The organism is Streptomyces sp. NPDC111744 (assembly GCF_055634995.1).
Genome location: NZ_JBVKCG010000004.1, coordinates 117,283 through 143,954 on the forward strand (window position 1 = coordinate 117,283; position 26,672 = coordinate 143,954).

General features: G+C 70.7%; 25 protein-coding genes, 1 tRNA gene and 2 pseudogenes. 9 read left to right on the forward strand and 19 right to left on the reverse strand.

What is annotated here, in order from left to right; all coding sequences use genetic code 11:
* Positions 1-41: 41 nt before the first annotated feature.
* The 8 genes from ACZ7OO_RS10695 to ACZ7OO_RS10730 all read right to left on the reverse strand — a co-directional run bounded on the left by ACZ7OO_RS10695 (position 42) and on the right by ACZ7OO_RS10730 (position 8,030).
* A complete protein-coding gene (locus tag ACZ7OO_RS10695) occupies positions 42-1,685 on the reverse strand; it encodes a long-chain fatty acid--CoA ligase (protein WP_471504240.1) in 1,644 nt (547 codons plus the stop codon).
* A 149-nt stretch (positions 1,686-1,834) separates the two neighbouring features.
* Positions 1,835-2,404 carry a SigE family RNA polymerase sigma factor gene (locus ACZ7OO_RS10700; RefSeq protein ID WP_471503593.1) on the reverse strand — a complete coding sequence of 190 codons (570 nt, stop codon included), beginning with the start codon at positions 2,402-2,404 and terminating at the stop codon, positions 1,835-1,837.
* A 191-nt stretch (positions 2,405-2,595) separates the two neighbouring features.
* Positions 2,596-3,762 (reverse strand): lipid-transfer protein, encoded by a 1,167-nt coding sequence (locus ACZ7OO_RS10705; protein ID WP_471503595.1) that lies wholly within the window; start codon positions 3,760-3,762, stop codon positions 2,596-2,598.
* Positions 3,759-4,226 (reverse strand): MaoC family dehydratase, encoded by a 468-nt coding sequence (locus ACZ7OO_RS10710; RefSeq protein ID WP_471503597.1) that lies wholly within the window; start codon positions 4,224-4,226, stop codon positions 3,759-3,761. The genes ACZ7OO_RS10705 and ACZ7OO_RS10710 overlap by 4 nt, the downstream gene beginning before the upstream one ends.
* Positions 4,216-5,259, reverse strand: a complete 1,044-nt coding sequence (locus tag ACZ7OO_RS10715) for an acyl-CoA dehydrogenase family protein (protein WP_471503599.1) — start codon at positions 5,257-5,259, stop codon at positions 4,216-4,218. The genes ACZ7OO_RS10710 and ACZ7OO_RS10715 overlap by 11 nt, the downstream gene beginning before the upstream one ends.
* Position 5,260: 1 nt before the next feature.
* On the reverse strand, positions 5,261-6,271 hold the full coding sequence (locus ACZ7OO_RS10720) for a bifunctional MaoC family dehydratase N-terminal/OB-fold nucleic acid binding domain-containing protein (protein WP_471503601.1): 1,011 nt from the start codon (positions 6,269-6,271) through the stop codon (positions 5,261-5,263).
* Complete coding sequence (locus tag ACZ7OO_RS10725) at positions 6,255-7,424, reverse strand: acyl-CoA dehydrogenase family protein (RefSeq protein WP_471503603.1); 1,170 nt, start codon at positions 7,422-7,424, stop codon at positions 6,255-6,257. The genes ACZ7OO_RS10720 and ACZ7OO_RS10725 overlap by 17 nt, the downstream gene beginning before the upstream one ends.
* 288 nt (positions 7,425-7,712) lie before the next feature.
* On the reverse strand, positions 7,713-8,030 hold the full coding sequence (locus ACZ7OO_RS10730; protein ID WP_471503605.1) for a hypothetical protein: 318 nt from the start codon (positions 8,028-8,030) through the stop codon (positions 7,713-7,715).
* A 358-nt stretch (positions 8,031-8,388) separates the two neighbouring features.
* On the opposite strand from ACZ7OO_RS10730, the gene ACZ7OO_RS10735 reads away from it, so the two are divergent.
* A complete protein-coding gene (locus tag ACZ7OO_RS10735; RefSeq protein ID WP_471503607.1) occupies positions 8,389-9,276 on the forward strand; it encodes a bifunctional DNA primase/polymerase in 888 nt (295 codons plus the stop codon).
* A gap of 321 nt (positions 9,277-9,597) precedes the next feature.
* On the opposite strand, the gene ACZ7OO_RS10740 is transcribed toward ACZ7OO_RS10735, so the two are convergent.
* Positions 9,598-10,476: a GNAT family N-acetyltransferase gene (locus ACZ7OO_RS10740; protein WP_471503609.1), complete on the reverse strand. Its 879-nt coding sequence runs from the start codon at positions 10,474-10,476 to the stop codon at positions 9,598-9,600.
* Positions 10,477-10,629: 153 nt separating this feature from the next.
* Between ACZ7OO_RS10740 and ACZ7OO_RS10745 the strand changes: the two genes are divergently transcribed.
* Positions 10,630-10,752 (forward strand): hypothetical protein, encoded by a 123-nt coding sequence (locus ACZ7OO_RS10745; protein WP_471503611.1) that lies wholly within the window; start codon positions 10,630-10,632, stop codon positions 10,750-10,752.
* 61 nt (positions 10,753-10,813) lie between these two features.
* Here the strand turns inward: ACZ7OO_RS10745 and ACZ7OO_RS10750 are convergent, their stop codons facing one another.
* Positions 10,814-11,044 carry a hypothetical protein gene (locus ACZ7OO_RS10750; protein ID WP_471503613.1) on the reverse strand — a complete coding sequence of 77 codons (231 nt, stop codon included), beginning with the start codon at positions 11,042-11,044 and terminating at the stop codon, positions 10,814-10,816.
* A gap of 424 nt (positions 11,045-11,468) precedes the next feature.
* Entirely contained in the window at positions 11,469-11,615 is a 147-nt protein-coding gene (locus tag ACZ7OO_RS10755; protein ID WP_471504270.1) for a hypothetical protein, read from the reverse strand.
* Between ACZ7OO_RS10755 and ACZ7OO_RS10760 the strand changes: the two are divergent.
* Positions 11,577-11,702: pseudogene (locus ACZ7OO_RS10760) on the forward strand (GntR family transcriptional regulator); the annotation flags it as partial. The gene ACZ7OO_RS10755 and the pseudogene ACZ7OO_RS10760 sit on opposite strands and share 39 nt — an antisense overlap.
* Before the next feature lie 175 nt (positions 11,703-11,877).
* On the opposite strand, the gene ACZ7OO_RS10765 reads toward ACZ7OO_RS10760, so the two are convergent.
* Positions 11,878-11,964 (reverse strand) — tRNA-Ser (locus ACZ7OO_RS10765).
* 59 nt (positions 11,965-12,023) lie between these two features.
* On the reverse strand, positions 12,024-13,529 hold the full coding sequence (locus ACZ7OO_RS10770; RefSeq protein ID WP_471503615.1) for a S1C family serine protease: 1,506 nt from the start codon (positions 13,527-13,529) through the stop codon (positions 12,024-12,026).
* 257 nt (positions 13,530-13,786) lie between these two features.
* Between ACZ7OO_RS10770 and ACZ7OO_RS10775 the strand changes: the two genes are divergently transcribed.
* The 3 genes from ACZ7OO_RS10775 (at position 13,787) to ACZ7OO_RS10785 (ending at position 16,847) form a co-directional block, all read left to right on the forward strand.
* Positions 13,787-14,638, forward strand: a complete 852-nt coding sequence (locus tag ACZ7OO_RS10775; protein ID WP_471503617.1) for a glycerophosphodiester phosphodiesterase — start codon at positions 13,787-13,789, stop codon at positions 14,636-14,638.
* Between the two features lie 183 nt (positions 14,639-14,821).
* Positions 14,822-15,463: an ATP-binding protein gene (locus ACZ7OO_RS10780; protein WP_471503619.1), complete on the forward strand. Its 642-nt coding sequence runs from the start codon at positions 14,822-14,824 to the stop codon at positions 15,461-15,463.
* A gap of 394 nt (positions 15,464-15,857) precedes the next feature.
* Positions 15,858-16,847 carry a DUF5926 family protein gene (locus ACZ7OO_RS10785; protein WP_471503621.1) on the forward strand — a complete coding sequence of 330 codons (990 nt, stop codon included), beginning with the start codon at positions 15,858-15,860 and terminating at the stop codon, positions 16,845-16,847.
* Positions 16,848-17,221: 374 nt separating this feature from the next.
* On the opposite strand, the pseudogene ACZ7OO_RS10790 reads toward ACZ7OO_RS10785, so the two are convergent.
* Positions 17,222-17,737 (reverse strand): annotated as a pseudogene (locus ACZ7OO_RS10790) (hypothetical protein); the annotation flags it as partial.
* Positions 17,738-17,791: 54 nt separating this feature from the next.
* Positions 17,792-18,466 (reverse strand): bifunctional DNA primase/polymerase, encoded by a 675-nt coding sequence (locus ACZ7OO_RS10795; RefSeq protein ID WP_471503623.1) that lies wholly within the window; start codon positions 18,464-18,466, stop codon positions 17,792-17,794.
* Positions 18,467-19,076: 610 nt separating this feature from the next.
* Here ACZ7OO_RS10795 and ACZ7OO_RS10800 point away from each other — a divergent pair.
* The 3 genes from ACZ7OO_RS10800 to pdxR all read left to right on the forward strand — a co-directional run bounded on the left by ACZ7OO_RS10800 (position 19,077) and on the right by pdxR (position 23,549).
* On the forward strand, positions 19,077-20,462 hold the full coding sequence (locus ACZ7OO_RS10800) for a PP2C family protein-serine/threonine phosphatase (RefSeq protein ID WP_471503625.1): 1,386 nt from the start codon (positions 19,077-19,079) through the stop codon (positions 20,460-20,462).
* Between the two features lie 104 nt (positions 20,463-20,566).
* The gene (locus ACZ7OO_RS10805; protein WP_471503627.1) at positions 20,567-22,060 is read left to right on the forward strand and encodes an aminopeptidase P family protein; all 1,494 of its coding nucleotides are present in this window, start codon (positions 20,567-20,569) and stop codon (positions 22,058-22,060) included.
* Between the two features lie 124 nt (positions 22,061-22,184).
* Entirely contained in the window at positions 22,185-23,549 is a 1,365-nt protein-coding gene (pdxR, locus tag ACZ7OO_RS10810; protein ID WP_471503629.1) for a MocR-like pyridoxine biosynthesis transcription factor PdxR, read from the forward strand.
* A gap of 1 nt (position 23,550) precedes the next feature.
* On the opposite strand, the gene ACZ7OO_RS10815 is transcribed toward pdxR, so the two are convergent.
* The 4 genes from ACZ7OO_RS10815 to ACZ7OO_RS10830 all read right to left on the reverse strand — a co-directional run bounded on the left by ACZ7OO_RS10815 (position 23,551) and on the right by ACZ7OO_RS10830 (position 26,497).
* Positions 23,551-24,366 carry a triphosphoribosyl-dephospho-CoA synthase gene (locus ACZ7OO_RS10815; RefSeq protein WP_471503631.1) on the reverse strand — a complete coding sequence of 272 codons (816 nt, stop codon included), beginning with the start codon at positions 24,364-24,366 and terminating at the stop codon, positions 23,551-23,553.
* A gap of 10 nt (positions 24,367-24,376) precedes the next feature.
* Positions 24,377-25,312: an intradiol ring-cleavage dioxygenase gene (locus ACZ7OO_RS10820; RefSeq protein ID WP_471503633.1), complete on the reverse strand. Its 936-nt coding sequence runs from the start codon at positions 25,310-25,312 to the stop codon at positions 24,377-24,379.
* Positions 25,313-25,433: 121 nt separating this feature from the next.
* Positions 25,434-26,009 (reverse strand): GNAT family N-acetyltransferase, encoded by a 576-nt coding sequence (locus tag ACZ7OO_RS10825; protein ID WP_471503635.1) that lies wholly within the window; start codon positions 26,007-26,009, stop codon positions 25,434-25,436.
* Between the two features lie 38 nt (positions 26,010-26,047).
* Positions 26,048-26,497 (reverse strand): ATP-binding protein, encoded by a 450-nt coding sequence (locus ACZ7OO_RS10830; protein ID WP_471503637.1) that lies wholly within the window; start codon positions 26,495-26,497, stop codon positions 26,048-26,050.
* Positions 26,498-26,672: the final 175 nt, after the last annotated feature.

Consider the following 26,672-nt stretch of genomic DNA (forward strand, 5'->3'; position numbering starts at 1 on the left):
CGTGGCTGGTCGCGCAGTTCCCGCGCCCCTGAAGGTGCGCTTCACAGGCTGGTGACGTCCAGCTGACCGTCGGCGTACTTCCTCCTGAGCACCTTCTTGTCGAACTTGCCCACGCTCGTCTTCGGCACCGACTCCACCACCGTCCAGCGCTCCGGCAGCTGCCACTTCGCGATGCGGCCCTCCTCCGCGAGGAACGTGCGCAGCGTCTCGAAGGTCGCGCTGGAGCCCTCCCGCAGCACCACGGTCGCCAGCGGACGCTCGCCCCACTTGTCGTCGGGTACGGCGACCACCGCGGCCTCGGCGACGTCCGGGTGGGACATCAGCGCGTTCTCCAGCTCGACCGAGGAGATCCACTCGCCGCCGGACTTGATGACGTCCTTCGCGCGGTCGGTGAGGGTGAGGAAGCCGTCGGGGGAGATGGTGCCGACGTCACCGGTCTTCAGCCAGCCGTCCTCGCTGAACTTGTCGGCGGGGCGCAGGGGGTCGGCGTCGGGGCCGTTGTAGTAGGCGCCGGCGATCCAGGGGCCGCGCACCTCCAGCTCGCCGGCCGACTCGCCGTCCCAGGGGAGGCGTTCGCCGCCGGGGCCGGTGAGCCGGGCCTCGACACCGGCCGGGAAACGGCCCTGGGTGAGGCGGTAGGCGAACTCCTCCTCCGTGCCGACCACGTGGGCCGGCGGCCGCGAGACCGTGCCGAGCGGGGAGGTCTCCGTCATGCCCCAGGCGTGGCAGACCCGCATGCCCAGCTTGTCGAAGGCGGCCATGAGGGAGGGCGGGCAGGCCGAGCCACCGATGGTGACCTGGGTGAGCGAGGCGACGTCCCGGGGGTTGGCGGTGAGTTCGCCGAGCAGGCCCTGCCAGATGGTGGGAACCGCGGCCGCGTGCGTGGGCCGCTCGCTCTCGATCATCGCGGCGAGCGGGGCGGGCTGGAGGAAGCGGTCCGGCATCAGCAGGTTGACGCCGGTCATGAAGGTGGCGTGCGGCAGGCCCCAGGCGTTGACATGGAACTGCGGTACGACGACCAGGGAGGTGTCCTGGTCGGTCAGGCCCATCGACTGGGCCATGTTGACCTGCATGGAGTGCAGATAGATCGAACGGTGGCTGTACACCACGCCCTTGGGGTCGCCGGTGGTGCCGGAGGTGTAGCACATGGCGGCGGCCTGGCGTTCGTCGAGCTCCGGCCAGTCGTACGCCGTCGGCTTGCCGGCGATCAGGTCCTCGTACTCGTGTACGGCCACGGTCGCGCCGTCCAGCAGGGAACGGTCGCCAGGGCCGGAGACCACGACATGCCGCAACGGCTTGAGGTGCGGCAGCAGCGGGGCGAGCAGCGGCAGCAGCGAGCCGTTGACGATCACGACCCGGTCGGCCGCGTGGTTCACGATCCAGGCGAGCTGTTCGGCGGGCAGCCGCAGGTTGAGCGTGTGCAGGACCGCACCCATGGAGGGAATCGCGAAGTATGCCTCGGTATGTTCCGCGTTGTTCCACATGAGAGTGGCCACACGGTCGTCGTCCTGGACACCCAGGTCGTCGCGCAGGGCGTGGGCCAGCTGGGCGGCGCGGGTGCCGACCTCGGCGAAGCTGCGGCGGTGCGGCTCGGCCTCGCCCGTCCAGGTGGTCACCTGTGACTCGCCGTGAACCCTCGACCCATGCGTCAGGATCGTGGAGATCAGCAGCGGTACGTCCTGCATGGTGCTCAGCACGGCGTCCTCCCGGGGGCGACATTGCCCTACTCGGCGGTAAAAGGGACTGCGCTGATTCTGCGCACATACCGTGCGGTATGTCACTAGGGAGAGCAGACCAACACCGTCCGGCGGCGGTCCGGCCGCTGCGGTCCGGTCTATCGGGCGACGTCCAGCTCGGGGTCCTCACGCAGCTTGCCGAGCGCACGCGAAACCGCGGACTTCACCGTGCCCACCGACACCCCGAGCACCTCGGCCGTCTGCACCTCGCTGAGGTCCTCGTAGTACCGCAGCACGACCATCGCCCGCTGCCGTGCGGGCAGCTTCGTGATCGCGCGCCACATCGCGTCGTGCAGCGCCTGCCGCTCGGCCGGGTCGTCCCCGCCGCCCGCCGGCTCCGGCTCGGGCAGTTCGTCGCAGACGAACTCGTCGACCCGGCGCTTGCGCCACTGTGAGGTCCGGGTGTTCAGCAGCGCCCGGCGCACATAGCCGTCGAGCGCCCGGTGGTCCTCGATCCGCTCCCAGGCCACGTACGTTTTGGCGAGCGCGGTCTGGAGGAGGTCCTCGGCGTCACTGGGGTTCGCGGTCAACGACCGGGCGGTGCGCAGCAGGACCGGCTGGCGGGCCCTGACGTACGACGCGAAGGACGGGTAGGGGAGCGGGTAGGCGCGGGTCTGCCTCGCCGAGACAGCGGCGTCCGAAGCGCTGGTGCAGACGGGTGTGGTCATGGCTCCACGCTATGAGCGAGCGGTGTTGCGGCGGATCGGCCGCAGGTCCCGAAGGAGAGTCCGCCTCAGGTTGTAGGGGTGGGGTTGGCTACACCTCCTGAAGGTGGAGTACGGGGCAGTGCTCCTGCGGGTTTACCCCTGAGGGGGCGGTACGGCGCAGGCGGCGGGCCGCTCCCCGGCCGGCTTCCGGTTCACTCGTCCGAGGTCAGGACCAGCCCCGACGTCGGTACCCCGGTACCGGCCGTCACCAGGACCCGGTCCGCGCCCGGTATCTGGTTCACGCCCGTGCCGCGCAGCTGGCGCACCCCTTCCGCCATCCCGTTCATCCCATGGAGGTACGCCTCCCCGAGCTGTCCCCCGTGCGTGTTCAGCGGGAGCCGCTCCTCGGCCACGAAGTCCGCCGCCTCCCCGCGTCCGCAGAACCCGAACTCCTCGAGCTGCATCAGCACGAACGGCGTGAAGTGGTCGTACAGGATCCCCACGTCGATGTCGGCCGGGGCGAGCCCGGACGTGCGCCACAGCTGGCGGGCCACCACACCCATCTCCGGCAGCCCGGTCAGGTCGTCCCGGTAGAAGCTGGTCATCTGCTCCTGGGCCCGGCCTGCGCCCTGCGCGGCCGCCGCGATCACGGCCGGCCGATGCGGCAGATCACGCGCCCGCTCCACCGACGTGACGACGAGGGCCTGTCCGCCGTCCGTCTCCTGGCAGCAGTCCAGCAGACGGAGCGGCTCGACGATCCAGCGGGAGGCCGCGTGGTCGGCGAGGGTGATGGGACGGCCGTGGAAGTAGGCGGCCGGGTTGGTCGCCGCGTATCTGCGGTCCACCACCGCCACATGCCCGAACACCTCCGGGGTCAGTCCGTAGGTGTGCAGATAGCGCTGTGCCGTCATCGCAACCCAGGAGGCGGGGGTGAGCAACCCGAACGGCAGCGCCCAGCCGAGCGCCGCGCCCTCCGCCGACGGCTCCCGATGCTGCACGCCCGAGCCGAAGCGGCGGCCCGATCTCTCGTTGAACGCCCGGTAGCAGACCACCACCTCGGCGACCCCGGTCGCGACCGCCAGCGCGGCCTGCTGGACCGTCGCACAGGCCGCGCCACCGCCGTAGTGCACGCGGGAGAAGAAGGACAGCTCGCCGATCCCGCAGGCCTGGGCCACGGTGATCTCCGGGCTGGTGTCCATCGTGAACGTCACCATCCCGTCCACGTCCGCCGGAGTCAGCCCCGCGTCGTCCAGCGCGGCCCGCACCGCCTCCGCCGCCAGCCGCAGCTCACTGCGCCCCGAGTCCTTGGAGAACTCGGTGGCACCGATCCCCACGATCGCCGCCCGCCCGCCGAGCGAGTCCCGGCCCCGCACGCTCATGAGTCCACCTCGTCGGTGGCGGTGACAGTGACCCTGGCCGTGGCCGCGGTCGCGGTCGCGGTGAGGGTGACGGCCACCGTGCCCGTCACATGGTTGCCGATGCCGTTGGCGCCGACCACCCGGACCGTCGCCGTCCCCGTCACCTCGTCCAGCTCCTCGATCCGGCCGGTCAACACCATCGTGTCGCCCGGGTAGTTGGGCGCACCCAGCCGGATGGCGACCTTGCGGATCTCGGCCGTCGGGCCGAAGTGATCGGTGACGTACCGGCCGACCAGGCCGTTGGTGGTCAGGATGTTCATGAAGATGTCGGGAGAGCCCTTCCGGCGGGCCAGTTCGACGTCGTGGTGCACGTCCTGGTAATCCCGGGACGCGATCGCGCCGGCCACGATCAGCGTCCGCGTGATCGGGATCTCCAGTGGCGGCAGCTGGGTGCCCACGCCCGGCCGTGTCGTCTCAGTCCCCACTCGCGATCAACTCCCCCAGTTCCTGTAGCACTTCGCTTCCGCTGCCCAGATATGCGTCCAGCTGGCGCCCCCACAGGAAGTGCCGGTGCACCGGATGCTCGACGTCGGCGCCCGCGCCGCCGTGCAGATGCTGGCCCGTGTGCACGACCCGCTGCCCCGCCTCGGAGGCCCACCAGGCGGCGGTCAGCGCATGCGTGATGTACGGCAGCCCCGCGTCCCGCCGCCAGGCCGCTTCGTACGCCGTCACCCGTATCGCCTCGGTGTCCATATGGGCGTCTGCGGCCCGGAGCTGGACGGCCTGCCGGGTGGCGAGCGGGCGCCCGAACTGCTCGCGGGTGTTGGTGTGCGCGACGGCCCGGGCGAGGGAGCCCGCGCAGACACCGGCCTGGAGTCCGGCGAAGGCGGTGCGGGCGGTGGCCAGGACGTCGGCGTAGGGGCCGGGGCCCCCGGGGGCAGGGGCGGTGCCGAGGGGCTCGGCGGGGGCGTCGTGGAACGTGAGGCGCCCCGCCGACCAAGGTGCGGTCAGCTCGGTCTCCTCGATGCCGGTGCCGTCCCCGAGCGGCACCAGCCAGAGCCGCCGGCCGGCGTCCGCGACCAGGACATGCGTGGCGTCGCGCAGCCACGGGACGACGGGGGCGGTGCCGGTCAGCCCGCCGCGCGCGGAGGGTCGTACCCCCTGCTGGGCAGGAAACGCCCCGGCGACGACCACCGATCCGTCCCCGATCCCCGGCAGCAGCCGCTGTCGCTGTTCGGTCGTGCCATGGGCGGCGATCGCCAGCTGCCCGTACACACAGCTCGCCGCGTACGGCACCTGGGCCGTGGTGCGCCCCTGTTCCTCCAGGAGCAGCACCAGCCCCAGCAGGCCCAGTTCCTCCACGGCGGACACCAGCCCGGCCGCGGTGAGGGCCTTCCACAACTCCGGGTCGCTGCCGGTGCCGGCGGCCCGCAGCCGCTCATGGGTGGCGAGGTCGGCGAAGACCCTGGCGGCCAGGTCACGGGCCTCGGCCTGCGCCTCGGTGGGTGTGAAGTCCATGTCAGGCCTCCCCACCGGGAGCACCGGAAGCACCGAGAGCGGCGGGATCGTCGAGAACGTCGAGAACGTCGAGAACGTCGACGACCCGGAAGACGGGCAGGATCAGCGCCTCCTCCTCGTCCTCGTACCGGCGGAACTCCACCCGCACCGGCAGACCGATCCGCACCTTGTCGTACGGCACGCCCACCACGTTGCTCACCATCCGCACGCCCTCGGTGAGTTCGATCAGGCCGACCGCGTACGGAGGGGCGAAGGCCGGGAAGGGCGGGTGGTGCATCACGACGTACGAATAGACCGTGCCCTCGCCGGCCGACTCGACCGTGTCCCAGTCGAGGCAGCCGCAGGCGTTGCAGCCCGGCAACCAGGGGTGGCGCAGGGTGCCGCAGCCGGTGCAGCGCTGGATGAGGAGGCGGCCCTCGGCCACGCCCTCCCAGAAGCCGGCGTTGTCCGGGTTGACCACCGGGCGGGGACGCCGGGCCTTCCCGGCGGGCGGGCGGCCGCTCGGCGCGTACTTGAGGATGCGGAAGCGGTGGGTGCCGGCGAGGTCGTCCCCGACGCGGACGTCCGTGCGGGTGGTGACGAAGTACCCCGTGCCCAGCTTGGTCCGCTTCCGCTCGGACACCGACTCGATCACCGTGTCGAAGACCACCTCGTCACCCGGCCGCAGCGGCTTCACGTACTCCTGCTCGCAGTCGGTGGCGACCACCGAGGTGCAGCCCGCGTCGTCGAGCAGGGTCATCAGCTCGTCGTACGCGCCGGTGCGCCCCGCGTGTCCCGACAGGCCGCCCATCGTCCAGGCCTGGAGCATGGTGGGCGGGGCGATCGCGTCCGGTCCCTCGTACGCCGGGTTCGTGTCGCCCATCGCCTCGCACCAGTGCCGGACCATGGGCAGGTTGACCGGGTCCCGGCCCACGCCCGAGACCGCGGCCGGCTGTCCCTCGTACACCTTGAGCCGCACCCCCAGGTCGTCCGTGGGAGGGCGCACCCCCTGCTGGTCAGTCCCCCCGGCCACGGCCACCCCTCCTCATCCCGAGCCGCATCGTCGCGACGATCTCCCGCTGCACCTCGCTCACCCCGCCCCCGAACGTGTTGATCTGCGCCGCCCTGTTGAGCCTCTCCAGCTCGCCGTCCTCGAACGCCCCCGGCGATCCGGACCGGACCAATGCCGCCTCGCCGACGATCTCCTGACACATGCGATACGTCGCGACTGCCGATTCCGTTCCCGCGAACTTCACGCCACTGGCCTCCGCGGGGGCCACCCGACCGGCTCCCGTATCACCCACCAAACGCCAGCTGAGCAGGCGGTTTGCCGCCAGCCGGGCATGCGCTTCGGCCAGCCGAAAACGCACCCAGGACTCGTCAACACGGCGTCGACCCGTCACCGGATCGGGGGTGCGGGCGGCGGTGAGCGCTGCCTGGTAGAAGTCCTCGGCCTGCATGGCGGTCGCGGCGAGGGCGACCCGCTCGTGGTTGAGCTGGTTGGTGATGAGCGACCAGCCGTCGTGCTCGGCGCCGACCAGGTTCCCTGCGGGGACCCGGACACCGTCGTAGTACGTCGCCGTCGTGATCTGGCCGCCCACCGTCTCGATCGGGGTCCAGGAGAACCCGGGCGCGTCGGTGGGAACCAGGAGGATCGAGATGCCCCGGTGCTTGGGCGCCTCGGGGTCGGTACGGCAGGCCAGCCAGATCCAGTCGGCGTGCTGGGCGCCCGAGGTGAAGATCTTCTGCCCGTCGATCCGCCAGCCGTCGCCGTCCCGCACCGCCCGGGTCCGCAGTGCGGCGAGGTCGGTGCCGGCGGAGGGTTCGCTGTAGCCGATCGCGAAGACCAGGTCGCCGCTGAGGATGCCGGGCAGGAAGCGGGCCTTCTGTTCGTCGCTGCCGTACTTCATGAGCGTGGGCCCGACCGTGTTGAGCGTGACCATCGAGACGGGGGCGCCGGCCCGGTACGCCTCGTCGAAGAACACGAACTGCTCGTCGGCTCCCCGCCCTTGGCCGCCGTACTCGACGGGCCAGCCGAGGCCGAGCAGACCGTCCGCGCCGATGCTGCGCAGCAGGGCACGGCGTTCCTCGGGCGTCTCGGGGGCGGAGGACGGGATCAAGGACCGGAAGTAGGCACGGAGTTCGGCGCGCAGCCGCTGCTGGCGTTCGGTGGGGGCCAGATGCATGGTTTCTGACTGTCCGTCAGATACGGCTCACTGTCAAGGTCGAACAGACGGCGCGGAGAGCCGGAAGAAGGAAGGCCGGAGGAAGGAGAGCTGCCGAGAAGCGGTGGACCGCAAGGCGGTGAACCGGTGAACCGAGAACCGGTGAACCGGAGAACCGGAGAACCGGAGAACCGGAGAGCTGCCGGGAAGCAGCGCGCAGGAAAAACGCCTGCGCGGCGGTACCGGAGTACCGCCGCGCAGGCGCGCTTCATCCCCACAGAGCACACCCCACCAGGTCTCAGGCGGGGCTTACCACAGCTCGGTGAAGTGGACGGCGACGTTGCGGTTGCCCTGCTGGATGGCCGTCCACGCGGAGCCGTTGACCTGCGCGGTGTTGCTCTGGTTCGAGGCACCGTTGCCCACCGCGTTCTGCTGCGTGGTGGAGGAGTTGCCGTTGTTGTCGTGGCCGACACCGCTGCCGATGATGCCTGCCACACCGGCGTTGGCGCTCGATCCGTCGTCCGCGATCGCACCGTTGCCCGCGGCGGCGACACCGGCGAAGAGAGCGGCGGCGAGCGGGAGGGCGGAGACGGCGGCGAGGACGCGGGCGGTACGGATGCTTGCCATGTTGTTTCCTCTCAGAGCCCGGCTAAGCCGGAAGTACGTCAAGTAAGGCTGTTTACAAGGCAGTTGGCCGACCGCCTCGGTGGTTGTCATCGACGTCGCGAGATCAGAATTGCCCACCGAATCCCCGGCGAACCAGACCGGAAGGCCTCATTCGCCCTCAAGCGTGATGACAAGTCGATAAACCCCTTTCGGCATCTTTGGTCGACTCCAGCCCCAGTCATGACCACTCCGGACATCCCCTCTTCAAGCACCCCAAGGGGAGAACCGATCCAGCACCTTTTCCGGCCAAGCCGCCACCCCTGGCGTGTCACACCGGCTCCCTCTTCCCTTTTTCGAACGTACGTACGAACATGGATCCATGGCCACCACCGACCGGCAGGCCACGACGCTGGCCCTCGCACACGCCCTGTCAGCCGCCGAGCGCGGCCTGGCCGTCATCCCCCTGTCCCGAACCAAACTCCCGGCCCTTCGCTCCCCGCACCGATCCCCCAACCTCGACGAGCCGGAACCGGCGCTACCGCCCTGCCACGGTGAGTGCGGCCGCCCCGGCCACGGGGTGTACGACGCCACCACCGACCCGGCCCGCATCCGCGAGCTGTTCGCCGCGGCGCCCTGGGCGACCGGCTACGGCATCGCCTGCGGACTGCCCCCCTACCGCCTCATCGGCGTCGACCTCGACGTGAAGTCCGGTACGGACTCCACCGCCGCGCTGCGCGAACTGGCACTGCGGCACCTGTTCACCATCCCGCCCACGGTCGTCGTGCTCACGCCGAGCGGCGGCCGCCACCTGTGGCTGACCGGACCGCCGGACGCCGTGATCCCCAACTCCGCCGGCCGGCTCGCCCCCGGCATCGACATCCGGGGCGCGGGCGGCTACCTGGTCGGCCCCGGCTCCCGCACCGACCACGGCGTCTACGCCACCGCCCCCGGCACCGAACACCTGGTCCCGGCCCCCTGCCCGCCGTCCCTCCTCCGTCTCCTGCTCCCACCCCCGCGAGCGCCCCACCCCTCGACCCACCCCTCGGTCGGCAACCGCGGCCAGGGCCTGGTCCAGTTCGTCCTCACCGCCCACGAGGGCCAGCGCAACACCCGCCTGTTCTGGGCGGCCTGCCGCGCCTACGAGAACGGCATCGGCCGCGCCCTGAGGGCCCCGCTGATCGACGCGGCGGTCCACACGGGCCTGACGGAACGCGAGGCCCGCGCGACGATCGCGTCAGCGGCCCGCATGACCGGCCGCCGCCCCTGAAAACCGAACACGGACAGCCGCCCGTCCCCCTGACCTGCCGCGCATGCCCCTGACCCGCGTCATCCTCGCCTCCGGCCGCTCGATCGGCCTCTCCCACTGCGGCTCTCGTCGACGTACGACGGGCTGCTGGAGGGCTACCCGCACAAGGCCCTCAACGACCGCTCGCCCGCCGCGAAATCATGGAGACGACGGACGACAGGGAGTGGGAGAAGCGGATCAACGACTGGCGCAACGGCTGATCCCGCAGGACAGCGACAGCCGCGCAGCGCCGCCGTTGGCCGGACAGCAGGTGCGGTCCCGGGGCCGTGTCCCGATCACGTCCTAACCGGCTTCCGGGGCGGTGTACGAGAAGTCGTAAACCGCCCAGTCCGTGACCCGGACGTATCCGAGGCGTTGGTAGAGGGCGTTGCTGGTCGGGTTGGCCGCGTTCGTGTAGAGCACGACCTCTCGGGCGCCCGCGGCGCGTGCTGCCCGGCTCACCTCGGCGGTCACGGCGCCCGCGTAGCCGCGACCGCGCAGGTGGGCCGGGGTGTAGACGGGGTCCACCCGGACCATGCCGGCGACCATCGGGTTCACGCCCGCCATGGAGATGGGTGTGCCGTCCGGCGTCTCCCACAGGGTGTAGCGCTTCTCGGCGAAGCGGGTGCCGGCCCAGGAGTCGGCGTCGATGGTGACCTCCTCCCCGACGTCCACGGCGAACTCGCGGCACCAGCGCATGAGGTGCTCATGGTCCCGCTCGCCCATGAGCCGGCCCTGCCCCAAGGGGAACGGTTCCGGCGGGGTGAGCGCGCCGAGCCGGTACAGGTGCATCCGAACCCGGAGTGTCGGCGTCGCACCGGTGTGCCGCTGCCAGGCCTCGGCGAACGCGGTGGCGGTGTCGTGGTCCGCGCTGACGGAGGGCAGGGAGTGCCCGAGGTCGACCAGGTGGCCGGCGAGGGTGTCGACCTGCTGGGGCGTGAGAGAGGAGACCGTCAGGCCGCCGGGCGGAAAGCGGTAGAACAGGGCACCGACCTCACCCGCCCGCTCCAGCCGGCCGAGCACGGGGACCCGGCCGCCGAACCCGGCCGTCCCAAGGGTGCGTAGTTTCTCCATCACCGACAACGGCGAGGTGTGCAGCACGGGACGCGAACGCAAGAAGTCCCCGGCCCGGGAAAGGAACTCGTCGACGTCTTCGGTCAAGTACCAGTCAGCTGAGCGCATGCCCGAAGCTTTCCCAAGCCGAAGTCCCCCGTCCAGGCCCCCACTTCATGGAGCACGAGTACGGACCGGTACTACCTGTCGCACTCCAGGCAGGACGCCGCCGAGGAGCCCATCGACGCCATCGTCCGGATCGCTTTCGATTCGGAGGCGACGATGCGCGAGGTCCTCGGCACCGACCCGCGTCAGGACGCTGGTCAGGTCGCCATCACCTCGGTGGAGCGCCGGTCCACGGATCCGGCCACGCCCGTGAGACTCCCCGTCCGGGACACGGTGTGAGACGTCAGCTGAAGCCGCAGGCCGCGGCAGCGCCGTAGGACACGACCGATGAGATCCCGTATCAGCCACAACCGCTGGTCTCCGGGCCCCAGTGCTCCGGCCCCACTCCGCGCCACTCGATCCACGGTGACTCCGCCACCTGCGTCGAGTCGATCTCCAGCCCAGCTCGGCGGAGGAACTCGGCGACGTCGGCCAGGTTGTGGGCCAGGCCGAGGATCTCGCCATCGACGCGTACGCGACGGCCACCCGACGGCGATGGCGGGTGGACGATCACGCGAATCGGGCCGGACATGCCTTCAGGATCATCCGGGACATGCGGCCCCGCATTCCATCCCGTCATCGGCGAAGCCGCCCACTCACGTCTACGTCTGACCGTCCGAGGTCCCGAAGTTCCCACCAGGCCGCAGGCCTTGGGCGCCGTTGCTGCCAGTAGGGATGGAAGAACAGCTGAACCGACAGCCGGTACAGACGCCGACGCAGCTCGGTACGGCCCGGCCGCTCGGCGAGCTGCCGGTAGGTGGCCCGCCACTCCTGCTGCGCCTGGGCTAGGTCGTCGGGAAACGGTCGCATGACCAAATTCAAGCATGTGTTCGATTTTTTAGGCCAGCGCGGACACCGGTTCGGCGACATGCTGGTAACCCAGCACTTCAGTTGCCATTGAGTGCCTCAGTTGGCCGCCCTGGTGCTCAGGGCCATTGATCAACACCTGGCGGCGCTCAGCCCTCGTCGGGCCGCCACAACCAGCGGAGGGCATCGGGGAGCAGGACGCCGCCGTGGTTGGAGTTGTGACCGCCGGTGCACTGGAACGAGCCCGAGGGGAACTTGCCGGCACCCTTGTCGTCCTCCCCGAGGGAGGCCCGCACGCCGGGACAGGCGTCGTGAACCGCATGGCCGTCATCGGGATCACCGTCAGCCACGCCGTGGAGCAGCCCGGGCCCCGGCAGGCCAGCGAGATCCCCGTCAACCGGTAGGCGACAGCCACCTCAGGCCATTCCCCAAGCCCCCAGGCCATGCCCCTTCCGCGCCCGACAGGGCGGGAAACCGGGGGACGGCGGTGTCCGGCGGGCAGCGGGCACGGCAACGGCCCCCGACCGTCTTGCCTGGTCAGGGGCCGTCAACGTCACGCGGTGGGTGTGGGATTTGAACCCACGGTGACATCACTGCCACGACGGTTTTCAAGACCGTTCCCTTAGGCCGCTCGGGCAACCCACCCGCGCCGACCGAGATCGGCGCGGGGAACAGAGTAACCGGTCCGCACGCGCGTGTGCGGGTCAGTTGTCGCCCACGCGGGAGCCCAGGGTCATTTCGACCGTGTGTTCCGTGCCGCCTCGCTTGTAGGTGACCTGGACCTTGTCGCCGGGCTTGCGGGTCCAGATCTCGCCGATCAGGGTCGGGCCGCTGTCGATCACCGAGTCGTCGAGCTTGGTGATGACATCACCGGACTTGAGGCCGGCCTTGTCGGCGGGGCCGCCCGACTCGACCGCGGCGGCGCCGCCCGAGCCGGAGTCGGTGATCTGCGCGCCGGTGCTGCTGTCCTCCAGGGACACCGACGCGCCGATCTTCGCGTAGACCGGCTTGCCGGTCTTGATCAGCTGCTGGGCCACGTACTTGGCCTGGTTGATCGGGATGGCGAAGCCCAGGCCGATCGAGCCCGACTGCCCGGTGCTGCCCAGGCCGCCACTGGAGGCGGACTGGATCGCGGAGTTGATGCCGATCACCGCACCGGAGGAGTCCAGCAGCGGGCCGCCGGAGTTGCCCGGGTTGATGGAGGCGTCGGTCTGCAGGGCGCTCATGTAGGACGCCTTGCTGGTGGAGCTGCCGTCGCTGGAGGCGACCGGGCGGTTCTTGGCGCTGATGATGCCCGTGGTGACGGTGTTGGACAGGCCGAAGGGAGCACCGATAGCGATCGTCTCGTCGCCGACCGCCACGTTGTCGGAGTTGCCCAGGGCGAGCGGCTTGAGGTCCGACGGCGGGTTCTTGAGCTTGATGACGGCGACGTCGTAGCCCTGCGCATGTCCGACGACCTCGGCGTTGTACTTCTTGCCGTCCGGGAAGGTCGCGGTCAGCTTGCCGCCGTCGAGGGCGTCCGCGACCACGTGGTTGTTGGTCACGATGTGGCCCTGGGTGTCGAAGACGAACCCGGTGCCGGTGCCGCCCTGGCCGCTGGTCGACTCGGCCTCGATGGTGACCGTGCTGGGCAGCGCCTTGTTGGCGACCGCCGCGATGGTGCCGGCCGCGCGCTTGACCTGCGTGGCGCCGCCGTCGGTGGAGGCGGATACGGTCGTCGAACCGGTGTCGTCGTTGTTCTTGGCCAGGGTGTAGCCGAGGCCGCCGCCGAGACCGCCCGCGACCAGTGCGGCCACCAGGACGGCGGCGATCAGACCACCACGCCCGCTGCCCTTCTTCGGCGCGTGCTGCGGCTGCTGGAACGGCTGGTGCTGTGGGTACTGCTGGTGCTGCTGGTCGTACGGCGAGCCCCAGCCGGCCCCGGCCCCGCCAGCCGCCCCGCCAGCCGCACCCGCACCCGCGTCCGCGTAGGAAGGGGTCGCGGGGGGCGGCGGCGGCCAGGAAGCCTCGGGGGCCTGCGGCGGGGGCGCGTAGGGGTCACCCGCGGGCGCGCCCTGGGGCGCCGCCGGCGGGGTCGGGGCGATCGGGGTGGTCGGCGCTTCCCCGCCGTCGGACGCGGCTGCCTGCGGCGAAGCAGTGGGAGACGTCGGCGGCACGGGAGGTGCGGACGGGGCCGGGGGTACCGGGTTGCCCTCGTTCTCGGTGCTCACAGCTTCTCTCCTCGGTCCACGGCTTTTCTTCTCGGTCGCACTCGGTCACGCTCTTTCACGCTTGCTGTCGGTCCGGCGCGAATCAGCTGTGCATGTGCTTTTGTATGCCGTCAGCTTTTCCCACAGGCCGTCAGAGCACCATAAGCGGTGGCTGTGGGTACACCGACAACCTTTATATAGGGCCTGTCCGACAAAAGTTCCCTTTGCTGGCATCGGGGATGCCCCCACGGCCGCCCGCACGGTGGCACCATGTCGCGGTGACCCACGCACCACAGCATCGCATCCAGGTCGTCGCACACCGCGGGGCCTCCGAGGACGCCCCCGAGCACACCCTCGCCGCCTACAAGAAGGCCATCGAGGACGGCGCCGACGCCCTGGAGTGCGACGTACGGCTGACCGCGGACGGCCACCTGGTCTGTGTCCACGACCGACGCGTCAACCGTACGTCCAACGGGCGCGGGGCGGTCTCGGCCCTGGAGCTCGCGGAGCTGGCCGCCCTGGACTTCGGTTCGTGGAAGAAGAGCCCGGCCTGGCGGGGGCGGGACGAGGAGCCCGACTGGGAGTTCCGGCCGGAGGACCGCGCGGACACCTCCGTACTCACGCTGGAGCGGTTGCTGGAGCTGGTCGCGGACGCCGGGCGGCGGGTGGAGCTGGCGATCGAGACCAAGCACCCCACGCGGTGGGCGGGGCAGGTCGAGGAGCGGCTGATGCTCCTGCTGAAGCGGTTCGGCCTGGACGCTCCGGCCACGGCCGCCGAGTCACAGGTGCGGGTCATGAGCTTCTCCGCGCGGTCGCTGCACCGGGTACGGGGGGCCTCGCCGACGCTGCCGACGGTCTATCTGCTCCAGTTCCTCTCGCCCCGGCTGCGCGACGGGCGGCTGCCGGCCGGGGTGCGGATCGCGGGCCCCTCGATCCGGATCGTGCGCAACCACCCCGGGTACATCGAGCGGCTGAAGCGGAACGGCCACCAGGTGCACGTCTGGACGGTGAACGAGCCGGAGGACGTGGATCTGTGCCTGGACCTCGGTATCGACGCGATCATCACCAACCGGCCGGGAGCGGTGCTGCAGCGGCTGGGACGGGGAACCGGGAACCGTCCTGCTGAGTGAGGCTCACATAAAGAGTCGCGTAAGGAAGCCCCACACCCCTTGACCCGACAGCTCACTCACACCATCCTCACCTATCGGCCACACCATCGAAATCAAGCCACACGAAGCCATATCTGGGGGTATGGCGACGAACCCGTCACAGGGTGTGCTCCGGCGCGTTCGGTAGGTATTCGTTCGTAGCGAATGCGTCACCGGACATTCATTGGCCGGTTTCCGGTTCAGGCCAATGGGGCATCCACATCGTGGCGTGGGGCAAAGGAGGTCTCGGGGGTGGCGTTGGTGGTGGCACAGGAGGTGCCCACGTCGTCGAGCATGGCCGTACCCCATGGCCCTGCGGGCGTGGGGAAGGCGAGGCACCGTATGCGCGATCAGTTGCGCACCGGTGGCATATCGGAATCAGTCATCGACGATGCCGTACTTATCCTTTCCGAACTTTTGAGCAATGCGTGCAAACACGGGCGTCCCTTGGGGGACGACGCGCTGTCCGGGGACGGCGACGTCCGGGCCGCCTGGCGGGTGGATACGCGCGGCCGCCTGATAGTCGAGGTGACGGACGGCGGCGGACCGACGCGCCCGGCTCCGATGACCCCGTCGGTCACGGCGCACGGCGGCCGCGGGCTGAACATCATCACGGCCCTGGCGGACGACTGGGGGGTCCGGGACGACGCCCGGGGCGAGGTGACGGTCTGGGTCGTGGTGCACAAGGACGTGAGTGATCCGGATGGCACGGGCCACCGCGACGCCTTCGCTACGCGCGTCACGGCACCCGCGGCACCGGAGATGGCCGGTCTGGACTTCGCCGACGCGTTCGACGACCTGGACTGAGCCGACCCGAGCCGACCCGAGCCGACCTGAGCCGACCTGAGCCGAAGATAGTGCCGACCTGAGCCGAGATGGTCCGGCCTGGACCGGCCCGCACCGGGCCGTACCAACCGGGACCGACCTGACCGGCCGGTCCGGACCGGCTCGTACCAACCGGGACCGGCCTGGACCGGCCCCAGTACCGATTCGGTCGGTACGACCCTGCCCGTACCGACCCGGCCCGACCCGACCCGTACCGATCCGGCCCTGCCCCTACCGACCCGGCCCGATCCGGCCCGTACCGACCCGACCCGGCGGCGCCCGCTCCCGCGGCTCTGTCCACAGGTACCCGTGGTCCAGGGCGTGAACGGCTAGGCTCCCGCCAGTACGAGACGAGCCGTAACCGGGAGACACCCAGATGGCCAAGAAGCGACCCCAGACAAAGGCCACGCGGCCGCAGCTCAGCGATGCAGCCCGCGCCGGAGGCGCTGATGGAGACTTTCCGGTTGTCGGTGCCCGTGAGCCCTGCCCCTGCGGCAGCGGCCGGCGCTACAAGGCGTGCCACGGCCGGGCGGCCGCGCACGCGGCGACCGAGCTGGTGCACCGCCCGTTCAAGGGGCTGGCGGGCGAGGGCGACTGGGTGGCACTGCGCGAGCTGGTCCCCGCCGCCACGGTCGAGCTGACCCTGAAGGACGGCCTGCCCGAGGGCGTCCCCTCGGTCACGCTCGCGACGGTGCTGCCGATGGCCTGGCCGGCGCTGCGGCGCGAAGACGGCACCGTCCTCCTCGGCCTGCAGAACGACACGGCGTCCGGTGACATCAGCCGCGACCTCGCCGACACCCTCCAGCGTGCCCTCGTCGCCGAGCCGGGCACCCCGGTGCAGGGCCGCCGCGCCCCCGCCGACAGCCCCCGGCTGCAGGATCTGCTCGACCCCGAGGGCCCGTTCGTGCCAGTCGTGCACGACGGCTTCGAGTTCTGGGTGCAGGACGCTGAGAACGCCACCGCGGAGGTGACCGCCTCCCTGGAGCGGGCCAACGCGGCGGCCATCCCGACGGTGAAGCTGACCGGCGTCGACTCCGCCTACTGGTGCGAGACGCCCGAGAAGAACCATCTGCGGTGGGTCATGCCGTATCCCGAGGAGCAGCTTCTGGACGCTCTCGCGCGACTGCACGCGGCGGGCCGATCCAGCCTCGGTGAGGGCACCCGGCTGGTCGGTTCCTTCCGCGCCCACGGTCTCACCGTGCCGGTCTGGGACCTGCCGAGCGGGGTCGGCGCCGAGGACGTGGAGAAGCCGGCCGCCGAGTTCGCCGAGCGGCTCGCGACCGCTCTGGCCTCGGAGGCACCGCTCACCGCGGAGGAGCGCCGGGCCCGTGGCGGGCTGACCAACCGACAGGTCACGCTCAGCTGACACCCGGTACCGGCGGAGGAACGCGGCTGACCGACCGGTCAGCCGCTCCGGGCTCGTTGACTCGGGTGACTCCTGTCACAACTTCCCTAAGTGGCAAGCAGATACGTGTCCGAATAGGCGAGATCGAATTTGCGAACCGCCGATCTCTTGTTACCGTCTCAGTAGCCCGGTTGCTGGTGCATCCCCCGTCGCCAGCAACCGGGCCTTTTCATGCGCGCGGCCACGTCGGCGTCCGGTGTACGGAACGTAGGGGTACGTCAACTCCCGCTTGACGAATCCGAGTTGCTCCCGGACGAGTCCCCGGAGGCGTCGGCCGAGTTGCCCGCAGCATCCCGCCCGGAGTCACTCGGGGAGTCGCTCCCGATCCCGGCCCCGCTCCCGGAATCACTCGCGGAATTGCTCGCACTGCGCAGCAGCAACGGTCCGTCGCCATCCCGCGCCGCGAACTCCGTGACGGCCGTGTAGGAGTCCAGGGCGCCCCGTGTGTGCTCCCGGGGCGTCTCACAGATGGCGGGCTCGTCGTCGGCGTTCGCGGCGCAGTGCGTCTGCACCGTACGGCCGTACGGGCCCATGAAGCTCAGCACGGACTCCAGGTCCGCCCCGGTGGCGTTGCGGTAGTAGGTGCGCGCCCAGGTGTCCGCTCCCTGGGCCATCACACAGGTCTGCGCCTCCACTCCGTCCGGGGAGGTGAGTTCGGGCCCGCAGCGGGCGGCCGTGGCCAGGCCGAGGCCGAGCACCAGGGGGGACCGGACGGGCACCGGCAGCTTCTCGTCGTCGTGCCGGGCGGGGTGTACGGCGGCGTCGCCCACCTGTCCCGCGGACGCCACGGTCAGCGGCAGCGCGACCGCGCACACCATGACGCCCGCGAGGGCGAGCAGACGTACGTTCATGTGCGGAAGATAACCAGCGAGGCGCGTAAAGCCGTGTTCTCGCGCCCGACACCCTCACAACTCGGGTGCGCTCACACCCGTACGAGTGAGGACGTCGACCACGGCGTCCACCACGGCCTCCACATCGGGCACCCAGGGCTTGGCCGAGCCGGGCAGCGGGGCACGCTCCCAGCGGATGGCGCCCTGGCCGGTCTCGGAGGGGGGCAGGGCGAGATAGCCGCCCTCCCCGTGGAAGCGGAGCGAGCCGGGGACGAAGTCCTTGGCGTACAGCAGCTCGCCCAACTGCTCCATGGAGTAAGGCTTGACCAGCAGCGCCCAGCGGGTGGGCGCCGCGACCACCGGGCCGAGGCGCATGCCGCGGCGGTCGAGAAGAGTGAGGGCATGAGAGGCGGCGAGGGCGGGCAGACTGACCGCGCACGGCGCCTTTCCGCCGGAGGCTCCGGTGGCGAGGACGATCGGCGCGGCCGGCCGGTTGCCCCACCACCAGCGCACCATGCGCTCGTCGGTGGTGGCGGCGAGCAGACCGGGGTCGAAGGGGTGCGCACCGGGCACCGTGCACTCCGGGTCGGGGCAGGCACAACGGGCCCGGCCCTGCGGGTCCGGGGCCACACCCGGGAGTACGGGCCACTGCCATTCCGTCGCGAAGGTCAGGGCCGCGCCGAGAAAATCAGGCCCCTTGTCTTTCCGCTTGGACAGGAGCCTGCGTCGCCTTCCGAGGATCTCGCGCATGAGCGCTCGTTCCTTTCCGTTGCACCACTGGCAACACCGTGGACCACATCACATCATGTGTCGATCACTTCACTGTGCGTACCTGTTGGCGCATCACACCCCTGCGCTGGCAAGGGGAACCCAAAGGGTCGAGCGGGGGCCGCGCCCGCGTCCGATACTGCGTCTATCAAAAGCACGGCCACGGCGTGGGGGTGGCGAAGTCTGGCGTTTTGCCGTTCCGAGTGTTTCTCTCCGCCGCCGCCACGGGAGGATGGGGCACGGTCGTCGGTGGTTAAGACGCCCGGGTCCGTCGCCAGGTTCCGGGTGATCCCCAACCACCCCTGGCCTTCTCCGAGTACGTACCCATCACGACCGCTGTGACGCTCCGTGGAGCAAGGCCAGTCGACCGCAGTGAACCGTTACCTGAGTCAGTTTTAAGCCAACTTTGCCTTTGTGCAAGCCGTCCGGAGAAGTCACCAAGAGACCCACGGACACCAGGAATCCCAGCAGGACAATGCTGGACATCCCCTCACGAGTGCGTGTACATGTGGAGACACTGCTAGCGGCGCAGAAAGACATGGGGGTTTGCGATGCTTTTGAGCAATACGCACAGGTCTGAAAGCCGGACACGATGAACGCCCCGCACCTTCCGAAAGTGGCTGGAATCGATTCAACGGTCCCCACGCCCGCACACACTGTCGCGCCGGTTCCCCCCGCCCCGATCGCACCTCCGGTCCCGAAGGCCCCTGCCGCACCAGCACCGGGCACCCTCCTCCAGGACCGGCTGGCCGGCTGGGTCTCCGACCTCACCACCCTCCACGAACTGACCGAACGGCTCGCCCGCACCGACGGACTTGACCCTGCCCTCCAGGAACTGCTGCGCGCCGGTGCCGCCCTCGTGGGCGCCCGGCGCGGACTCGTAGCGCTGGAGCCCGCCGACGGCCTCGGCCCGCACACCACGCTCGGCCTCGGCCTCGGCCGAGCGGAGCTCGGCCACATGGAGACCGTCCCGCGCGGCGCGCTGCCGTACGACGCCGGCACCACCGCCGAGATCGTCCACCCCGACCTGTTCGCCGAGGACGGCCTCGACCCCCGCCACCGCGAGGTCGCCGCCCGTCTCGGCTACGCGGCCAGCTACGCGCTCCCCCTGACCACCGACGCCGCCGTCCGCCTGGGCGCGGTCCTCTGGCTGTACGACGAGCCGGCCGAGCCGAACGAGCGCCAGCGCCACCTCATCGGCCTGTACGTCCGATTCGCAGCCGAGCACCTGGCCCGGCTGCTGGAAGTCGAGCGCACGCGCGCGTGCATGGCGACCATCGCCGACGAACTGCTCCCCTCCCGGCTCCCCCGGGTGGCCGGCGTCCAGCTCGCCGCCCGGCACCGCACCGGCCCGCGCGGCGGCGGCGACTGGTACGACGCGCTGCCGCTGCCCGACGCCGCTCTCGGTCTGGCGGTCGGCTCGGTGACCGGCTCCGGGCCCAGCGCGGTGGCCGCCATGGGCCGGCTGCGGGCCTCCCTGCGGGCGTACGCCGTGATGGAGGGCGAGGACCCGGTCGCGGTCCTCTCCGACCTGGAACTGCTGCTGCGGCTGACCGAACCGGCCCGCTCCGCCACCGCCCTGTTCGCCTACTGCGAGCCCGCGCTGCGCAAGGTCACCCTGGCCGGGGCCGGACACAGCCCGCCGCTGCTGATCGGCGAGCGCCGTACCGAGTTCGCGGAGACCTCGGTCTCGGCGCCGCTCGGGATGCTGGCGTGCTGGGAGGCGCCCAGCGTGGAGATCGAGGCCGAGGCCGGGGAAACCGTGCTCCTCTACACCGACGGGCTGCTGCACCGCACCGGCGACCCCATGGACCGCGCCTTCGCCCGGCTGCACACGGCCGCCGCGAGCATCCCGCGCCCGCTGCGCCGCGACCCCGGGGCGATCGCCGACCATGTGCTGCGCACGGTGCTGCCGGACGGGCTGGACTCGGCCGGCAGCGAGGAGGACGTGGTGCTGCTGGCGGCCCGTTTCGACTGATCGGTCAGTCAGAAAGGCAGGTCACCCGGTCAGGAGTCGTCCGGCCTGGGTCGCCGTTCGGTACGACCGTACGATGGACGGGATCCAGTGCAGTGTCGAGGAGGATGACCGTGGCGGACGAGCTCACACCGGCAGTACCTGATGTTGCCGCTGACGCGGAGGGCCCGGAAACCGAGCCGGAAGAGCCGATCAAGCAGCGCAAGAACGGCCTGTACCCGGGCGTGTCCGACGAGCTCGCCGACAGCATGAAGTCCGGCTGGGCCGACACGGAGCTGCGCGACCTGACCCCCGTCGAGCAGGCCGAGCACACCGCTCGCCGCCGAGCCGAACTGTCCGCCCGCTTCCCGGGCGACCGCCTGGTGATCCCGGCCGGCAACCTGAAGACCCGATCGAACGACACGGACTACCCGTTCCGGGCGTCGGTCGAATACGTCTATCTCACCGGTGACCAGACCGAGGACGGCGTACTCGTCCTGGAACCCAAGGACGACGGCCATGTGGCCACCATCTACCTGCTGCCCCGCTCCGACCGTGAGAACGGCGAGTTCTGGCTCTCCGGGCAGGGCGAGCTGTGGGTGGGCCGCCGCCACTCCCTGACCGAGTCCGAGGCGCTCTACGGCATCCCCGCCGCCGACGTCCGCGAACTCGCCGACCAGCTCCGCGAGGCCACCGGCCCGGTGCGGGTCGTCCGCGGGTACGACACCGCAATCGAGGCCGCGCTGACCGACAAGGTCACCGCCGAGCGCGACGAGGAACTGCGCGTCTTCCTCTCCGAGGCACGGCTGGTCAAGGACGAGTGGGAGGTCGGCGAGCTGCAGAAGGCCGTCGACTCCACGGTCCGCGGCTTCGAGGACGTGGTGAAGGTCCTCGACAAGGCCGAGGCCACGTCCGAGCGCTATATCGAGGGCACGTTCTTCCTCCGCGCGCGCGTGGAGGGCAACGACATCGGCTACGGCTCCATCTGCGCGGCCGGCCCGCACGCCTGCACCCTGCACTGGGTCCGCAACGACGGTCCGGTGCGCTCGGGCGACCTGCTCCTCCTGGACGCCGGCGTCGAGACGCACAGCCTCTACACCGCCGACGTCACACGCACGCTGCCGATCAACGGCACGTACAGCGAGCTGCAGAAGAAGATCTACGACGCGGTGTACGACGCCCAGGAGGCCGGCATCGCGGCGGTGCAGCCGGGCGCCAAGTACCGCGACTTCCACGATGCGGCGCAGCGGGTGCTGGCCGAGCGGCTCGTCGAGTGGGGGCTCGTGGAGGGACCGGTGGAGCGGGTGCTGGAGCTCGGACTGCAGCGCCGGTGGACGCTGCACGGGACGGGGCACATGCTCGGGCTCGACGTCCACGACTGCGCCGCCGCGCGGACCGAGACATATGTGGAGGGCGTCCTTGAGCCGGGGATGGTGCTGACCGTGGAGCCTGGGTTGTACTTCCAGGCCGACGACCTGACCGTTCCGGAGGAGTACCGGGGGATCGGGGTGCGGATCGAGGACGACATCCTGGTGACGGCCGACGGGAACCGGAACCTTTCCGCGGGGCTGCCTCGGCGGTCTGACGAGGTCGAGGCCTGGATGGCTTCGCTCAAGGGCTGACGTGTCGGGTGAACGGCCGGGTACCTGCGTGGGTGCCCGGCCATTGTCGCGTTCTGCGGATGAGTGGGGGCTGAGCGCGTAGTTCCCCGCGCTCATGGGTGGATCCGGTCAACGGGGGTGAGAAGTGGACGACTTCTGGGGTGCCGTCGTGCTGCGTCTGGAAGGTGACACCGGTGACGGGCGGCGGGTCGGACTTGAGCGCATCCTGCGCGATGCCGTGCGTGATGGGCGGTTGGTGCCCGGGACGCGGCTGCCGGCCACCCGGCGGCTCGCCGCTGAACTCGGGATCTCTCGCGGCACCGCCAAGGCCGCCTACGACCAGTTGGTCGCCGAGGGGTACCTGACCGCTCGGCAGGGGTCCGGGACCCGGGTCGCCACCCTCCCCTCCGCCGCATCCGACACGCCCGAAGCCGCGGCACGCGCGCGTGCGCCTCTTTTCGATCTGCGGCCCGGGGGGCCGGACGTCGGGGCGTTTCCGGCGGCCGCCTGGTTGCGGGCGCTGCGGCGGGCCATCGCCGGCGCGCCCTCCCTGGCGTACGACTACGGCGATCCGCGCGGGCGGATCGAGTTGCGGACCGCGCTGTCGGGGTATCTGGTGCGGGCCCGTGGGGTGGTGGCGCCGCCGGAGCGGATCGTGGTCACCTCGGGATATGTGCAGGGGCTCGCCCTGCTCACGCGGGTGCTGGGCGGGGCCGCCGCCGTGGCCATGGAGGACCCCGGGATGCCGTTCCACCGGGAGGTGGTGCGGAAGAACGGGGGGATCGTCGTGCCGGTGCGGGTGGACGAACGAGGAGCCCGGGCTGCGGAGTTGGGGGATGCGGTGGCTGTCGTCCTCACCCCCGCCCATCAGTACCCGACCGGAGTCACCCTGCACCCGGAGCGGCGGCGGGCCGTGCTGGACTGGGCACGCACGCGTGGCGGGGTGATCGTCGAGGACGACTACGACGGGGAGTTCCGGTACGACCGGCAGCCCGTGGGCGCCTTGCAGGGGGTGGCGCCGGGGCAGGTCGTGTATCTGGGGACCGCTTCCAAGACGCTGGGGCCCGCGCTGCGGCTCGGATGGATGGTGCTGCCGCCGCATCTCGTGGACGCCGTCGCCGACGCCAAGCTGCACAGCGACCATCACACCGAGTCCATCGGGCAGTTGGCGCTCGCCGAGCTGATCGAGAGCCACGCCTACGACCGGCACGTGCGCGCGTGCCGGTTGCGTTACCGGCGGCGCCGGGACCAGTTGCTGGGGCGGCTGGGCTCCGGACGGGACGTGCGGGGGATCGCCGCCGGGCTGCATGCGCTCGTCACCGTGGCCGACGAGAAGGAGACGCTGGCCCGTGCGGAGGCCGCGGGGCTGGCGGTGGGCGGCCTCGGGGAGCACTGGCACACGGACGGCGGTGCGGGGCGGCCGCAGGGCCTGGTCGTCGGGTACGGGACGCCCCGGGAGCGGGTCTATCCGGAGGCCCTGGAGGTGCTCGCCAAGGTGCTGGACGGCTGACTCAGCGCGTCGGGAGGGCGTCCAGGAACAGGGCCCCGGCCAGCAGGCCCGCGCTGCCCCGCGGGCTCCAGCCGCGCTCGTACAGGTCGGCGTCCAGGGCTGTCAGGGCCTCCGCGCCGGCCTCCGTCGCCGTACCGCCCGCTTCCAGGACGCCGCGGGCGCCCGCCTGGACATGGCGCAGGCCCAGGGGGCCCGCGGTGTAGAGGAGTTCGGTGTCCTGGAGGGTGGACATCACGGTGAGCAGGGCGTCGAGACGGGCCTGGTTCTCGGTGGCACCCGCCTTGCGGGCCGTCGCCAGTGCGTCCAACCCCCTTCGTACGTGCGGGAATCCGGCCCTGGCCTCGCCCCGGGCGCCGGCCGCGCCGTACTTCGCGGAGATCGACGAACCCCGTGAGGGGCGCTTGGGGGCGCCCTTGTCGTTGAAGGCGGCGATCCTGCGCGCCGTGGCGGCAATCTCGCGGGCCTTGGCCCGGGGGTCCAGGACGGCCGCGGCGACCAATAGGCCGAGGGCCCACAGGGCGCCCTTGTGGCCGCCGCCGGCCAGGCCGACCGAGTGCTCGGTGGACCGGCCGATCGCGCCCAGCTCCGCCCGCAGCACCGGCGAGGGTTCGCCGGTACGGCGGGCGGAGGCGGCCATCGCCGCGAGGCCGGGCGCCAGCGCCCTGGCCGACCAGCGCAGACTGTCGTGCTCCCGGCGCGTGCTGCGGGCGTCCAGGTCACGCGGGTCGGGCAGCCCCGGCTTCGGGGCCAGCGCCAGCTGACCGGTGAGCGCGGCCACGGCGGCCTGCGCCAGCGCAGCGTCCTCGCGGCTTGTCATGTCCCTTACCTTACGAGGAGGCGGAGGCCGAAGGGGAGGCGCTGTCGCTCGGCGGGGTGCCCGTCGGAGCGCCGCTGGGCGGAGTGCCTCCGCCGCCGCTGCCGGCGCCGGTGTTCTCGGCGTCCGGGTCGATGCCGAGGGTCAGGGAGCCCTTGTAGCCCTTCGACGGGTCCTTCTTGTGCACGGCCTTCAGGGTCAGCAGACCGCTGGAGGCACCGCCGCCGTCGTACACCATGTCGTCGGCGAGGACGGTGTAGCTGCCGGTGTGCTTGGAGTACGGGTCGAGGGTGAAGATCTCCTCGGCGATGTCGTCGGCGAAGAAGAGCTGGCCGGTGTAGTTGACGGTGCCGCCCTCGTAGGTGCCGTCCGCCTTCTCGCCACCCGTGTGCACCTTGATGTGGATGTGGCAGGTGCGCGGCGTGTACCAGCCGGGGAAGATCGTCTCGAACTTGACGACCCCGTGGGCGTCGGCGATCTGGTAGCCGCGCAGATAGGTGTTGTCGTCGGCGGAGTCGCCCTCCTCGCTCTCGGCGGGGGCGGAGCCGCCCGGGTTGGCGGTGGTGTAACCGGAGTAGTAGCCCCAGGCGTCGCAGTGCCAGATCTCGACCGCGGCACCCTTGACCGGGGTACAGCCGTCGGTGGCGTCCACGACGGTCAGGCGCAGGGTGAGCGGAACGCCGGCCTTGCCCTCGGTGATGTCCTTGCGCACCAAGGCACCATCGAGGTAGTACGGGCCCTCCGTGACGCTGCTCATCAGCGTCATGCACTCACTGCTGGTGGAACTGGCGGAGGCCGTGGCGTCCGCTTCGGTGCCGGTCGTGTCGGTCGTGTCGGCGAAGGCCGACTGGAAGCCGGCGACCGCAAGGCCGCCGGCCGCCACCGTGCCGCCGGACACCACGAGGGCGCGGCGGCGGGTGATCGACGTGTCTTTGTGGTTTCCCGTCATGGTCGACGAAGCTAGGAACGCCGCTTGTCAGGGGCGTGGGCAGGGACTGGCAACCGGCTGTGAACGCCCAGGAAGCTGAAGTCGGCGGAAAAACGCTGGTCGCAGGGGTGGGGCAGCGCTTTCACAGGGCGGGGTCGCGGTCGTGCAGAACGCGCTGGAACAACCGGCTGTCCCGCCATTCTCCATTGATGTGGAGATACTGCGGCGCATCACCGATCGTCTCGAATCCGCATTTCTTCAGCACCCGTTGCGACGTCGTGTTGTCGATCAGTGTGGACGCCTCGATCCGGTGGAGCCCCAGGTCATCCCTGGCGATCTCGCAGACCCGCTCCAGAGCGGCGCTGGCCAGACCGCGGCCCTGCTGGTCACCGGCCACCCAATAGCCGACGTACGAACTGCAGAAAGGACCCAGGGAAATTCCGGAAAGGGTGATCGCGCCGACGATCCGGCGGTCCTCCGCCGTCTCCATGACCCAGGGGGCCATGATCCCGTCGGCGGCCTGTCGTAGCAGGCCATCGATGCGTTCGGTCTGGCCCTCGACGGTGAAGAACGACTCGGGTCTGACCGGTTCCCAGGGTTCCAGATGCTTTCGGTTGCCGACGTACGCGGCGGACAGCGGTTTCGCGTCGCCGACGGCAATGGGACGCAATATCACGTCAGGCAGTATTGCGCTTTCTTTAATCTTTCTGAGAATCATGCGCGCACCCTAGCGCGCAGGTTATGCAGGGGGGAGTGTCATGCCGAAAGCAGAGAAGGATCTTTGGTCCACTTGAGGATCTTGTCGAAGCTGACCACCGTGCCGCTACGGCCCGGCTTGTTGCCGATGTGGACGTGATCGGCGAGTTCTCTGATCAGACAGAGCCCTCTGCCGTGCTCGGCGTCGGGGCGGGCGGGTCTGATCTCCTGGGTGCGGGCGAACCCCGGGCCGAACCCCGGGCCCGAATCGGCCACTTCGATACGGCACTTCTCACCGTCCAGGTAGGCGGTGACCCGGTACGCCTCCGAGGTGCGGCCCGCCCCGCCGTGCTCCACGGCGTTCGCGCAGGCCTCACTGAGGGCGACGGAGAGGTCGTAGGAGATCTCGGGGTCGACGCCCGCCGTCTCCATCGTGCCGATCAGCAGTCGCCGGGCGAGCGGGACGCTCGCGGCCTCACGCCGCAGATGGAGTGACCACCAGATGCTCATGCTCCAGCCTCCTGGCCGCGGCTCGACATACCGATACCTATTGCCACCCGTGCCCGGGTGTAAGCACTCCGTTCATGTGAGAACGCCCATCCGGGGGATGCACCTTGGGAGGTTTCGGTGTATGACCGGGTGGTTCATGCCAAGGACGATCTTCCGGTTCTTTCACTCCTTTCAC

What these genes read in the sequence shown, in the direction of transcription:
- ACZ7OO_RS10695 (WP_471504240.1), bottom strand. Translation starts at nt 1,685, where the DNA reads ATGCAGGACGTACCGCTGCTGATCTCCACGATCCTGACGCATGGGTCG.
- ACZ7OO_RS10700 (WP_471503593.1), bottom strand. Translation starts at nt 2,404, where the DNA reads ATGACCACACCCGTCTGCACCAGCGCTTCGGACGCCGCTGTCTCGGCG.
- ACZ7OO_RS10705 (WP_471503595.1), bottom strand. Translation starts at nt 3,762, where the DNA reads ATGAGCGTGCGGGGCCGGGACTCGCTCGGCGGGCGGGCGGCGATCGTG.
- ACZ7OO_RS10715 (WP_471503599.1), bottom strand. Translation starts at nt 5,259, where the DNA reads ATGGACTTCACACCCACCGAGGCGCAGGCCGAGGCCCGTGACCTGGCC.
- ACZ7OO_RS10725 (WP_471503603.1), bottom strand. Translation starts at nt 7,424, where the DNA reads ATGCATCTGGCCCCCACCGAACGCCAGCAGCGGCTGCGCGCCGAACTC.
- ACZ7OO_RS10730 (WP_471503605.1), bottom strand. Translation starts at nt 8,030, where the DNA reads ATGGCAAGCATCCGTACCGCCCGCGTCCTCGCCGCCGTCTCCGCCCTC.
- ACZ7OO_RS10735 (WP_471503607.1), top strand. Translation starts at nt 8,389, where the DNA reads ATGGCCACCACCGACCGGCAGGCCACGACGCTGGCCCTCGCACACGCC.
- ACZ7OO_RS10740 (WP_471503609.1), bottom strand. Translation starts at nt 10,476, where the DNA reads ATGCGCTCAGCTGACTGGTACTTGACCGAAGACGTCGACGAGTTCCTT.
- ACZ7OO_RS10745 (WP_471503611.1), top strand. Translation starts at nt 10,630, where the DNA reads ATGCGCGAGGTCCTCGGCACCGACCCGCGTCAGGACGCTGGTCAGGTC.
- ACZ7OO_RS10750 (WP_471503613.1), bottom strand. Translation starts at nt 11,044, where the DNA reads ATGTCCGGCCCGATTCGCGTGATCGTCCACCCGCCATCGCCGTCGGGT.
- ACZ7OO_RS10780 (WP_471503619.1), top strand. Translation starts at nt 14,822, where the DNA reads ATGCGTCACCGGACATTCATTGGCCGGTTTCCGGTTCAGGCCAATGGG.
- ACZ7OO_RS10785 (WP_471503621.1), top strand. Translation starts at nt 15,858, where the DNA reads ATGGCCAAGAAGCGACCCCAGACAAAGGCCACGCGGCCGCAGCTCAGC.
- ACZ7OO_RS10795 (WP_471503623.1), bottom strand. Translation starts at nt 18,466, where the DNA reads ATGCGCGAGATCCTCGGAAGGCGACGCAGGCTCCTGTCCAAGCGGAAA.
- ACZ7OO_RS10800 (WP_471503625.1), top strand. Translation starts at nt 19,077, where the DNA reads ATGAACGCCCCGCACCTTCCGAAAGTGGCTGGAATCGATTCAACGGTC.
- ACZ7OO_RS10805 (WP_471503627.1), top strand. Translation starts at nt 20,567, where the DNA reads ATGACCGTGGCGGACGAGCTCACACCGGCAGTACCTGATGTTGCCGCT.
- ACZ7OO_RS10815 (WP_471503631.1), bottom strand. Translation starts at nt 24,366, where the DNA reads ATGACAAGCCGCGAGGACGCTGCGCTGGCGCAGGCCGCCGTGGCCGCG.
- ACZ7OO_RS10820 (WP_471503633.1), bottom strand. Translation starts at nt 25,312, where the DNA reads ATGACGGGAAACCACAAAGACACGTCGATCACCCGCCGCCGCGCCCTC.
- ACZ7OO_RS10825 (WP_471503635.1), bottom strand. Translation starts at nt 26,009, where the DNA reads ATGATTCTCAGAAAGATTAAAGAAAGCGCAATACTGCCTGACGTGATA.
- ACZ7OO_RS10830 (WP_471503637.1), bottom strand. Translation starts at nt 26,497, where the DNA reads ATGAGCATCTGGTGGTCACTCCATCTGCGGCGTGAGGCCGCGAGCGTC.